Annotated in this window: 7 protein-coding genes; all 7 read left to right on the plus strand. The window is 41.6% G+C overall.

Annotated elements, in window-relative coordinates:
* The first annotated feature begins 135 nt into the window (after window positions 1–135).
* Complete coding sequence (locus tag OCV73_RS10895) at window positions 136–1,530, plus strand: TolC family protein (protein ID WP_147552137.1); 1,395 nt, start codon at window positions 136–138, stop codon at window positions 1,528–1,530.
* A gap of 49 nt (window positions 1,531–1,579) precedes the next feature.
* A complete protein-coding gene (locus tag OCV73_RS10900; RefSeq protein WP_147552122.1) occupies window positions 1,580–2,575 on the plus strand; it encodes an HlyD family secretion protein in 996 nt (331 codons plus the stop codon).
* 50 nt (window positions 2,576–2,625) lie between these two features.
* Window positions 2,626–3,807 carry an ABC transporter permease gene (locus OCV73_RS10905; protein ID WP_147552124.1) on the plus strand — a complete coding sequence of 394 codons (1,182 nt, stop codon included), beginning with the start codon at window positions 2,626–2,628 and terminating at the stop codon, window positions 3,805–3,807.
* A 35-nt stretch (window positions 3,808–3,842) separates the two neighbouring features.
* Window positions 3,843–5,078, plus strand: coding sequence for an ABC transporter permease (locus tag OCV73_RS10910; protein ID WP_262512951.1), 1,236 nt, complete (start codon window positions 3,843–3,845; stop codon window positions 5,076–5,078).
* A gap of 172 nt (window positions 5,079–5,250) precedes the next feature.
* Window positions 5,251–7,311 carry an endonuclease gene (locus tag OCV73_RS10915; protein WP_147552126.1) on the plus strand — a complete coding sequence of 687 codons (2,061 nt, stop codon included), beginning with the start codon at window positions 5,251–5,253 and terminating at the stop codon, window positions 7,309–7,311.
* Window positions 7,312–7,372: 61 nt separating this feature from the next.
* Window positions 7,373–9,439 carry an endonuclease I family protein gene (locus tag OCV73_RS10920; RefSeq protein ID WP_147552128.1) on the plus strand — a complete coding sequence of 689 codons (2,067 nt, stop codon included), beginning with the start codon at window positions 7,373–7,375 and terminating at the stop codon, window positions 9,437–9,439.
* Between the two features lie 12 nt (window positions 9,440–9,451).
* The gene (locus tag OCV73_RS10925) at window positions 9,452–12,292 is read left to right on the plus strand and encodes an endonuclease (RefSeq protein WP_147552129.1); all 2,841 of its coding nucleotides are present in this window, start codon (window positions 9,452–9,454) and stop codon (window positions 12,290–12,292) included.
* Window positions 12,293–12,847 lie beyond the last annotated feature (555 nt).

Below are 12,847 nucleotides of genomic sequence, written 5' to 3' on the forward strand. Positions count from 1 at the left end.
TCTTTAAACTCTTGTTGATTCTGTGAAAGAAGATTATTTTTGTGCCCATGATAAAAGATTGTTTATGCAACTGTTGTTGTAGGAATAAATATTAACGGTTTTCGTTCATAGAATATTTGATACTATATGAGAGAGATAAAAAGAATTATGATGCTGGGCATGTGGATAACGATCATGTTTGCAGGGATGGCGCAGTTACCGGTATCGTTGGACTCGTGCCGGAATATGGCGATAAGAAATAATAAAACTTTGCAGATTGCGAATGAAAAGGTGAGATCTGCGGGATATGCCAGAAAGACAGCTTTCAGTGCTTATTTGCCCGGAATAGATTTTACGGGTTCTTATATGTATAATCAGAAAAATGTTTCGCTCACCGGGGCTAATATGAATATCCCCGAAATTGACTTTGGAAAATTGGGGCCTGTTGGTCAGCTCATACAAGGACCTTTAAATGAATTATTAGATAAATTTGATGACTATAAAATTATGGAGTTCGATATCCATAATGTTTTTGCGGGAGCCGTTACGCTCACGCAACCTATTTATATGGGTGGTAAGATAAAAGCGATGAACGATATTACCCGTTATGCTGAAGAATTGGCTGAATCTCAAAAAAGTACGGCAGTAAAAGATATAGTATTTGCTACCGATGAAGCCTATTGGCAGGTAATTTCTCTTGTACATAAAAAAGATTTGGCGGAGAGTTATGCGGCATTACTCGATTCATTGAACCGTAATGTGCAAATTATGATAGATGAGGGTGTTGCTACTAAATCCGATGGTCTCACCGTAGCTGTGAAATTGAACGAGGCGCAGATTGCCGTAACCAAAGTAAATAACGGGCTTACTTTATCCCGTATGTTGTTGGCCCAGATATGCGGTTTGCCGGTAAATACGGTGATGACTTTGGAAGATGAAACTTTGCGGGATGAAGTGACCGGTCCGGTACACTTGGATTTTAATATGGATGATGTGTATGCAAATCGTTCCGAGATACGAAGTCTTACTTTGGCTACCAAGATTTTCGATAAGAAAAAGACGGTAGCCACAGCCGATATGTTACCAAAGTTAGCACTTGTGGGAAATTATATTTTCAGTAACCCCAGTTCTTTTAACGGATTTAAAAATGAATTTGGAGGCATGTTCAATGTCGGGGTCATGCTTAATATTCCCATTCTTCACTGGGGGGGGAATTATAATAAGATACGTGCCGCCAAAAGCGAAGCATTGATTGCCCGGTTGGAGTTAGAAGATGCAAAAGAAAAAATAGAATTACAGGTAAATCAAGCCTCCTTTAAAGCTTCGGAGTCGGTGAAACAATATGAGATGACATGTAAAAATATGGAAAAGGCCGAAGAAAATCTGAGAAATGCCCAAATCGGTTTTCAGGAAGGAGTTCTTACTACCAATAATGTACTGGAAGCTCAAACAGCCTGGTTGCAGGCCAATTCCGAAAAGATAGATGCAGGCATTGATGTTCGTCTTTGCGAAGTGTATTTGGCAAAAGCATTAGGCCGGATGAAATATTGAAAAGACATGGATATAACAAAATTATAAAATCAGAAAAAATAACTTCACAATGGATAATCTGGAAAGAAAAAAAGAGCGTGGCCTTATTACAGGTTTGGTTGCATTGATTGTAATTATAGTTATATTAGCTTTAATCGGTCTTTTTATGCTTAAACCCGAACCTGCTATTATTCAGGGGCAGGCAGAAGCTACTCAGGTAAGAGTTTCAGGAAAACTCCCGGGACGTGTTGTCGAGTTTATGGTAGAAGAGGGACAATCGGTTCGCAAGGGCGATACAGTCGTGCATATTTATTCTTCTCTGCTGGAAGCTAAAATGTTCCAGGCTGCGGCGATGGAAAATGCGGCTCAGGCTCAGAATGAAAAAGTAGATCGTGGAACGAGAATAGAAATACTTAATGCTGCCAGAGATATGTGGAACCAGGCTGAAGCCGGGCTGACGATAGCAAAAAAAACCTATGAACGTATGCAGGTTTTGTATGAAAAAGGAGTGATCTCTGCTCAGAAACGGGATGAAGCGGAAGCTGCTTATAAATCGATGCAGGCCACCGAACGTGCGGCCAGGTCTCAATATGAAATGGCTAAAAAAGGAGCACAGCAAGAAGATAAAGCTGCTGCCGCTGCGATGTTAAATGTGGCAAAAGGCGGAGTAGATGAGGTAGGAGCTATGCTGGAAGACTCTTATCTGGTTGCACCCGACGATGGTGAGATTTCCGATATTTTCCCGAATGTCGGAGAGTTGGTAAGCCCGGGTGCTCCCATCATGAATGTATTGCGGTTAGACGATATGTGGGTTTCCTTCAATGTCCGTGAAGACTTGCTGGAAGATTTTACAATGGGTAAAGAAATTAATGCAACAATCCCGGCTTTAGGGAATAAAGAAGTAAAGCTCAAGATATTCTATGTAAAAGATATGGGCTCTTATGCCGTTTGGCGGGCGACGAAGGTTACAGGACAGTACGATGCCAAGACCTTCCAAATTAAAGCTCGTCCCGTAGAAAAAATTGAAAATTTGCGTCCGGGAATGTCGGTGTTGGTAAAAGAATGAATTCTTTACAAATAAAATGTAGAGTATCAACTCTTATAAGATAAAACTATATGACAGAACAAACAATGCAGAAAACAGGATTATGGGCGACTATCCAACGGGAATTAAGCCGTTTGGTATCACGTCCCATCTATGTGCTTTGCATGATTGTAGCCCCGCTTTTTAGCTTTGGATTTTTGTTGTCTTTGATGGGAGAGGGATTACCCTCTAAGATACCCGTAGCCATAGTAGATCTTGACCATTCGCCTGCATCCCGTAATTTTACCAGGCAATTGGGAGCCCAAGAATCGGTTGACGTGGCTTATAAGCTGAACAGTTTTTCCGATGCCCGGGCAACGATGCAATCGGGCGAAATATTCGGTTTTCTGGTAATACCCGAAGATTTTGAGGCCAGGGCTTTGGCAGGACGTCAGCCCGAAATATCCTTTTATACCAATAATGCTTACTACATCCCCGGATCCTTGCTGTATAAGAGTTTTAAAACTATGTCTGTCCTGGCTTCCGGTGCGATTGTACAGCAATTATTGCTGGCAACGGGAGCTTCGGAAGAACAGATAATGCCGAAGCTGCAGCCGATCCCCATTGACATGCATGCATTAGGAAATCCGTGGATTAATTATTCTATTTATCTGAATAATACTTTCATGCCTGGATTATTGCAATTGATGATTTTCCTGGTGACGGTATTCAGCATAGGTACAGAGATGAAGCATGGTACGTCGCGGGAATGGCTGCGTAGGGCCGATAATTCTATAATTATCGCTATGACAGGCAAATTACTTCCGCAGACTATTATTTTCTTTGCCGTAGGACTCATGTGCCAGTCTTTGCTGTACGGATATCTGCATTTCCCTATGAATGGAAATATCTGGCATATGATTCTCGCCATGTTCTTGTTGGTCATAGCTTCTCAAAGTATGGCTGTTATCATGATGAGTTTTGCTCCCTCGTTGCGGATCGGACTAAGTATTGCCGGGTTGACGGGGATACTGGCAATTTCCATCACTGGATTTTCATTCCCCGTTCCTGCGATGTATACCCCTTTTCAGGTAATAACTAACATATTGCCTTTAAGACATTATTTTCTTATTTACGTCGATCAGGCGTTGAATGGAATACCTTTATATTATTCGAGAATACACTATATAGCCCTTATCTGTTTTGCTCTGGCTTCACTGCCGTTGCTGAAGCGATTAAAGACGGCTTTGGAGAGACAAGTTTACGTACCATGAATAAGACCCCGGAACTGAAAAAAGAAAGGTAGAAAATGAAGTCATTGAGATTTTTAGATTCTGTAAAAGCAGGAATCGCCGATATATTTTATATCTGGAAAAATGAATACCGTACGGTTTTCCGTGATTTAGGGGTACTTATATTCTTTTTTGCACTACCGTTTGCATATCCTTTAGTCTATGCTTTGGTCTATAATCCCGAAGTCGTACGGGAAGTCCCGATGGTGGTAGTAGATGATTGCCGTACACCCCTAAGCCGGGAATTAGTGAGGGAAATGGATGCGACCCCTAATGCTGATGTTATATCCTATTGTGCCAATATGAACGATGCCAGACGGCTGATGCATGAAAAAGAGTGCTATGGAATATTATATATACCCCATGATTTTAGCCGTAACATACAACGGGGAGAACAAGGAGTCGTCTCGTTTTATTCCGATATGAGTATTTTGCTCAACTATAAAGGCTTTCTTATTGCTCTTACAGATGTGACGATGAACATAGGTGGGAAACTCCAGACCCGGTCTTTAGCCGGAGCGACACAAGAGCAGATTAATGTAGCTACCCAGCCCATTCCTTACAGCTCCATAACTTTATATAATCCCGAGTCCGGTTTTGCATCGTTTCTCATTCCTGCAATTCTCATTCTCATATTGCAGCAAAGCCTCGTACTGGGTATAGGAATGTTGGCAGGAGGATTATATGAGCATAATAAATTACATCTGTATTATGACGGCCGGGAATATATGCATAATAATATTTTACATTTGGTCATAGGCAAATCGTTGTGCTATTTTAGCCTCTATATTCTCCCGGTTGTATATATACTGCATTTTATACCCTGGTTGTTCAATTATCCACAACTCGGAGTTCAGTGGGAAATATACGCATTCTGTGTACCGTTCCTTTTGTCATCCGTCTTTTTTGGCATGACCTTATCGGTCTTTGTACGAGAAAGGGAAATATCGTTCCTGCTGTTCGTATTTACTTCCCTCATATTTTTATTTATATCCGGAATTACATGGCCGCGATATGCTATGCCCGATGTATGGCGGTGGTTCGGTGCGATAATACCCTCTACGTGGGGGATCGAAGGATTTGTACGGATGAATACTGCCGGAGCCGGCATATATGATGTTCGTAAAGCATATTCCATACTATGGATACTGACAGGAGTGTATTTCATTTCCACGTGTTTGGTATATAGATATCAGATATTTAAAGATAAAGTAAGAGGACATAAAGGAATAATGGATTCGGAAAACATGTAAAATATTCAATAAAATTTTGAAGAACTTATTTTGTAAAACATACAGGATAAGTTCTTTTTATTTATAGGCATAAAATCCGGCGAAAAAATTCCATTTATAAATATTCTTTTTATAACTTTGCAAGATTCACCCCTTTTTTAAAGGGACGGTTTTACCTAAACAATCAGATGCAATGAGAAAAAATTCTTTATTGGTTTTAATGGGTTTTATGGCCCTCTTTTGTGGATCCTTTGCGCATGCTGCGATTCCCGGTGGTTATTACGATTCGGTTTACGGGAAAAAAGGGCAGGCTTTAATGAGTGCTTTATCCTCTATCGTAAATAAAGCAACGGATGTTGGTTATGACGGACTATACGATGTCTATAAAACGTCCGATGTGAAACCTAACGGAAAAGTTTGGGATATGTATTCTTCGACTTCCAATTTTTCTTTTGGTCAAAAGTGTGGAAGCTATAGTGGAGAAGGAGATTGTTATAACCGCGAACACTCTGTCCCTCAGAGCTGGTTCGGGAGCGGGAAACCCAAGTCCGATGCTTGGCTGGTATATCCTACTGACGGATATGTGAATAATCGCCGGGGAAATTTACCGTTCGGAGAAGTGGGAAGTGCCAAATATACTTCCGATGGAGGATTTTCTAAAATGGGTTCAAGCTCCGTTTCAGGATATTCAGGAACCGTATTTGAGCCCAATGACATATATAAAGGAGATTTTGCCCGGGCCTATTTTTATGCTGTAACCCGTTTCTCTCCTTCCTGCGGAGGATGGGGACATGACGTATTTACGTCGTCTTATCCTTATCTCACCAAGTGGACTTTACAAATGATGTTGAACTGGAATGCAAAAGATCCGGTAAGTGATAAAGAACGGAACCGTAACGACGCCGTATATGCTTCAAGACAGAAAAACAGGAATCCGTTTATCGACTATCCCGAGCTGGTAGATTATGTATTCGGTGATAAACAAAATATTCCTTTCTATCCCGGTGGCGGCGATTTACCGTGGATAGAAGCTCCTGCTTCTGGTAGTGAAATAAATGTAGGGACAGTTTCCGTAAATGTCGAAAATTCATCGGTAACCTATGATCTTCGTATTAAAGGCAAAAATTTGGAAAGTACCCTTACATTAACTTTATTGGGAGCAGAAGCATCTTATTTCACTTTGGGAAAGAATACTTTAACAGCAGAAGAGGCCAATAACGGTATTGAAGTACCTGTAACATACCAATCTAAATCAGTCGGTACACACACGGCAAAACTGCAGATATCCGGCGGAGGACTTGCCGCCGCTCAGGAAGTGATACTAAAAGGTTCTGCAGTAGATGATTTTATAGCCCTGGAAGGAACAGACATAACAAACAACTCTTTTGTGGCAAACTGGACTCCCAAAAACGATGCGACCGATTTTATACTGGATGTATGGTATGAAGATTATGGTTCGTCGGCCCCTGAAAAAGTTTTATTGAATGAGTCTTTCCTGAACAGTCAGAAACCCGCTGTATGGCAGTACGATTCTAATGGCTATCAGAACCCCGAAGCCGGAGGACTCCGGTTAGGCTCAGGGAGTAAATATGGTCTTGTCGCTACTCCCGTAGTCGATTTGAGTCAGCACGATGCCACACTTATAGTAACCTCTAAACCTTATGGGAGCGATGATGCCACCTTATACATCCTATTGGATGGAAAAGAGATCAGTCAGGTGACCTATTCAGGAGGAAGCGTAGAAAAAACAATACCTGTGAATGAAGGAACATCAGCATCGCGTATATCGTTCCGGGCCGAAAAAGGCAAACGGGTATATTTGGAAAATGTAGTATTGAAGACCGGCGGAGGCTACAATATAGTACATGTCGACGGATATCCGTGCAGTGTAGGAAAGGTAACTTCTTCCTTGGTTTCCGGCTTAACCGGTTCGAATAAATATTATTACAATGTGACGCCGGTAGTGGATGGAGTAAAAGGAACCCCCTCCAATAATATATCAGTCCTTATTAGTTCGGGGGCCGAAACAGTTTTCGATGATGACATATTGGTATATACCGAAGCCGATATTTTGAAAATAGTTAACGCCGGAACAGGTGCTTCCCTGCAAGTTTATACATTGGACGGACGTTTGTTATTGTCCCGTACACTATATAATGAAGTAGAAGAAGTATCAATGAATAGCGGTATTTATATCGTGAGAGTAACATCTCCGGTATTAAGCCGTACGATGAAAGTATTAATAAATAAATAGAATATCAGGCCGGGATAAGAGATATTTTTGTCTCTATTCCGGTCTTATTAATTAGATTATCATGATAAAAAGGATTTCTCTCCGCAGGGTGTTCACCCTTCTTGTGTTATGTATGTCGGTTCTGTTATATGCGCAGATTCCGGCCGGATATTATGATGCAGCAGAAGGAAAAAGTGCCGCCGAACTGAAAACAGCACTTCATAATATAATTAAACATGCCAATACACTCGCTTATGGAAGCGGAGCAGGCCATACTTGGGAAGGCTTTAATAAAACCGACCGCCGCCCCGACGGGACGGTATGGGATATGTATTCCAACAATCGGGTGAATTTTAACGGGAACAGTCCTGCATCCGGTATGAATATAGAACACTCTTTCGCAAAAAGCTGGTGGGGAGGGGCGCAGTTACAGTCATATAAAGATTTGCATCATTTAAATCCTTCGGATTCAAAAGTCAACTCCGCTAAAAGTAATTATCCTATGGCTGTCGTGAACGGATCTAAATCACAGGTTCACGGAATAATTAAAGTCGGTACTACCAAGTGTCGTCCCGGAGGTGAAATACAAGCATGGGAGCCGGCGGATGAATATAAAGGAGATTTTGCACGGGTATATATGTATATGGTAACAGCTTACGAAGACTTTAGTGATAGGTGGACAGGAACATCAGCCTTGAATCAGTTGGATAACAATACGTATCCGGTATTCGAACAGTGGACTGTAGATCTGTTGCTCGAATGGAACCGTATAGATCCTGTAAGCGAAAAAGAAATTAACAGGAACAATGCGGTTTATGAAATACAAGGGAACAGGAACCCTTATATAGATTATCCCGATATGGCCGAATATGTATGGGGAAATAAAAAAAATTTACCGTTCTCCCCTTCAGGAGATGTAGATTATCCTTATATTAAAACCCCTTATAATGGATCTACAGTCGATTTTGGAACTATTCCTTTCGATACCGACAGCAGGCAAACGGTAGATATCAGTGCGATTAATTTGACCGGTAATATCACGTTGTCGCTGACTAATAATACGGAGAATTCATTTTCCATACCGGTGTCTGTTCTCACTCCCGAACAGGCCGAAAGTGGCTATTCATTGGAAATTTTATGGCATCCGGTGAATGTCGGAGAATATAGTGCCGAACTCATTATTGATGGAGGAGGCCTCTCTGCTCCCGTTAAAGTAAAGCTGACAGGAACATCGAACAGTGACTTTATGGCATTACAGGCAACGGATGTAACTTCATCTTCATTTGTGGCGAACTGGTCGAGATGCCCTGGAGTGACTGGGTATTTGCTGAACGTATATACAATGGAATATAACGGAGAAGAACCCGTAACGATATTACACGAGACGTTTGACGAATCCAAGTTGAATGGTTGGTCTTCTACGGGCGGAGTAATGACGACCGAAGAAACGAATGCAGGAGCTGTTCGGATAGGAACAAGCAGCGACGGAGAAATAACTTCGCCGGAAATTGATTTGTCGAGAGAATCGGTGGTTAAAGTACGGGCAAAATACTATGGCTCCGATGACGATGCGGTACTGACCCTAAAAGTTGACGGAGAAAAGAAAGCAGAGTGGGATAATTTGTCAGCAGCATATTCCGATTATACTGTGACAGTAAGTGGTACGCCGAATTCTAAAATCTCGCTTTTTGCAGCATCTAAAAGACGAGTCTATGTAGATGAGGCGGAGATTGTTTCCGTAGGAGCAAAAGCCGAAAAAGTGCCTGTGCAGGATTATCCGAAGGAAGTAGGATTGGTAACTTCCTATAAAGTGAAAAATATTACACCCTTTGCAACCCAATATTATTATACTGTTTCATCGGTAGGGGGACAGGCCCAGACAACCAATGAGATCGTCGTATCTTCCGGAACGGATGGTATGGAAAGTATGGATGCGGACAGACCGGTCGTAGGAACCTCAAATGGTATGATATACATTAAGAATATAAGACAAGGAACAAACGTCACCCTGTACGATATGATGGGACGTATTCGTTTCCATAAGGTAAATTGTGTCGGCGATGAAACGATTACGAATGAAGTACAAGGAGTCTCCATTCTCCGTCTGGAACAAGATAAAAACGTAGATACATATAAAATAATTAATTAAATTAATTTCACTATGAAAATCACACGTTCGCTATCGTTGCTTTGGATATTATGCAGTATTACATATACGGCCTATTCAGAGATACCTGCAGGATATTATTATCTTGCGGACGGAAAGAGTAAGGCAGAATTGAAGACGGCCTTGCATAATATAATCAAACAAGGAAAATTTCTTGAGTATGGAAGCGGGGAAGGGCATACCTGGGAAGGCTTTTTCAGGACCGATCGCCGGGACGATGGCAGCGTGTGGGATATGTATTCGTCTGAGGTCCGTCATTTTGACGGATACTCTTCTATAAAAGGAATGCACATAGAGCACTCCTTCCCCAAAAGCTGGTGGGGAGCCTATGAGAATTATGCATACAGGGATCTGTTTCATCTCTATCCGGCGGACGGTTCGGCAAACTCTTCCAAGAATAATTTTCCCTTGGGAGAAATGGCCGGGACGCCCGGTTTTGATAACGGAGTATCGCAAACAGGCAAGAACGGTTTCGGAGATTATTATTCAGGTACGGCATTTGAACCTGCCGATGAATACAAAGGCGATTTCGCCCGTTCTTATTTTTATGTCGTGACAGCCTATGAAGAAATGGCAGACCTGTGGCAATCGCCCATGCTCGATAACAATACCTATCCCGTATGGAAGAAATGGGCGATAGATTTATTACTCAAATGGCATCGCCAGGATCCTGTCAGCCCAAAAGAACGGGATCGCATCGAAGCCGTCTATAATATTCAGGGAAATAGAAATCCGTTTATTGATTATCCCGATTTGGCCGAATACATTTGGGGAAAAGATACGTTGTCCGTTTATCATTTTCCTGAAGAAACAGAACCCTTCCTTGCCTCTCCGGCAAAAGGAACCAGGATAGATATGGGAGCCACCGTACAACAATATCCGCTGAAAACTGATATTTGGATACAAGGAGCGAACCTGACAGAAAATGTAACAGTCGGTTGGCAGAACGGAAATGCGGGATTATCCGCCTCGCAGAATACCATATCTAAAGAGGATGCTATTTCCGGTTGTAATTTGGAAATACGTTTTTCTGCCACGAATGTAGAAGTTGCGCGTGACACACTCCTGCTGATGGACGGAGGTTTGTCCGATACACTTAAAGTACCCGTTACGGCAGTTGCGGTATCAGGTTTCAGACTTTTGGAATCTTCCAATACCTCTGCGACCGGAGGTACGTTGAACTGGGTGAACTATCCTTCTGTAACAGATTATCGCTTAAGCCTGTATCAGGGAGATATTGCGGCCGGTAATCTTATCATATCAGCCTACATAGAAGGAAGCAGTTATAATAAAGCCATTGAGATATATAACGGCACGGGCCGCGATGTCGATCTGTCCGCTTACAGTTTGAGAAAACAAAATAACGGGCGTGGAGATTTTGGAGATGATTGTCCGTTAAAAGGAATCTTAGCGGCTGGTAAATCCTTTTTAGTCGTAAATACCCAGTGTTCCGCAGAATTAAGCGCGTTAGCTTCCCAAAAGGTAGGAGGCGAATACTCCGTTATGAATTTCAATGGAAATGATGCAGTAGCTTTATGTTGGGAAGGAATGATGATAGATATGGTCGGTATTCCCGATATGCAGCAAGATTGGGGGAAAGATGTCTCGTTGTACCGGAAAAGTAACGTAACCCATCCGGCCCTTGATTTTAATTGGGAGGAATGGAGCGTTTCCGATATAGATGACATATTAGGTTTAGGAAAACATGTTATGGAGCTTCAGTCCGAACAACACCCCCTGTGGACCAATGTCTCGGCAGGTACAGGCGTATCATATACCGTGAAAGGTTTGAAGCCGGGTACTACATATACGTGCCGGGCCGAAGCCGTTACAGCCAATTCCAGTATTCCCGCTTCGAATACGGTACAGCTCCGGACACAAGAATTGGAAGCTCCCCAAATACTGGAACCCTCCGATGTCGCAGGTACTTCATTTACGGCAAATTGGGAAGAAGTTGCCGAAGCCGGTTCCTATCAGCTTAATCTGTATACCATTATACCCGGAGAAACAATAAAGAATACTCAGCCCTTTGATGAAATAGGAGCTTCAGGTAAGCCCTTGCCGGAAGGATGGACCGGGACGGTGAGCGGACGCTATACGGCCGAAGCGAGTTCCGGTAAAGCAATACCTTCGGTCTCTTTCCAGAATATGGACGAGTGGTTGCAAACATGCAATTACCCGGGAGTAGTGACCTCCTTATCTTTTATGTACCGTTTCCCTTCTTCCGGCGCCGGATCTTATTTTACGGTAGAACAGTTGACACCCGGAGGTTGGATGCCTTTAGATACTATTGAATATGAGAACACGAAGAAACAGATAGCCACTTATGATAATATTCCGGCCGACAGAGAAGTTTCGGCTTTTAAATTCACATATAAAAAAACGAAAGGCAATCTGGCGATTGATGATGTCGAAGTTTCCTATATACGATCCGATATCTCGTATGTACATAAAGATATTCCCGCTAATGGAACCTCTTATCGGTTTACAGGGCTCCAATCCAAAACAGCATATTATTATCAGGTACGTTCGGTATGGGGTGAAAATATCTTTTCCGTATGGACATCCCCGATGAAAGCGACTACAGAAGAAGCTTCCGGAGTTGAAGTATTACATGGAAAAAGCCCGGTGAAGATTTTGAATTATATGAATGAACTTTATATTTCGGGCTTGTCCGGAAATGAAACTATCTCGGTATATACATTATCCGGCAGTTGCATTTCCCGGGTAAATGTTCGTACGCAAATATATAAAATACCGTTGCCGGTATCCGGAATTTATATAATACAAATAAAAAATACCGATAAAACATATAATTTTAAGGTGATAAAATAGATACTTATCCGGCATTTATCACATAAAATAAATATCGGATGTTACGATAATATTCAAATATCAGTCCGAAGTTATGACGAATGTGAGATGTTCTGAATAACTTCGGATTTTTTTAAAATATTTTTTTGCGATATAATGATCTGTAATTCAGGATATAGTTGTATCAGATAATATTATTTTTCAAAAAAACATAGAAAAGATTTGGAGAGAGGGAAAAAAAGTTATTATCTTTGCCGTCGCTTTTGGGGAAAGAAATTAATCACTGGTAAAAAAAGAGGCCAAAAGATTTGGAAGAATCCCGCAAAAGATATTATCTTTGCCCCGTTTTCCCTTCGGAGGTTCCCCTTTAAAGAGAAAACACGAAGATAGCAATAAAAGTTCATTGAAATAATTACAATAGACAAAGTAGTACGAGACGTTTTTTTTGACAGGCTTAACCCCCTGTCGGGAAAAAGGGAAATAAAAAAAGTCAACGTCAAGACAAGAACAATAAGTTAGAGTTTTGAGTTCCGGAGCGAATCTTTGAAAGTATAAAAGAAATAAAAAAGATATACA

Origin of the sequence: Barnesiella propionica (assembly GCF_025567045.1) — a bacterium.
GTDB lineage: Bacteria > Bacteroidota > Bacteroidia > Bacteroidales > Barnesiellaceae > Barnesiella_B > Barnesiella_B propionica.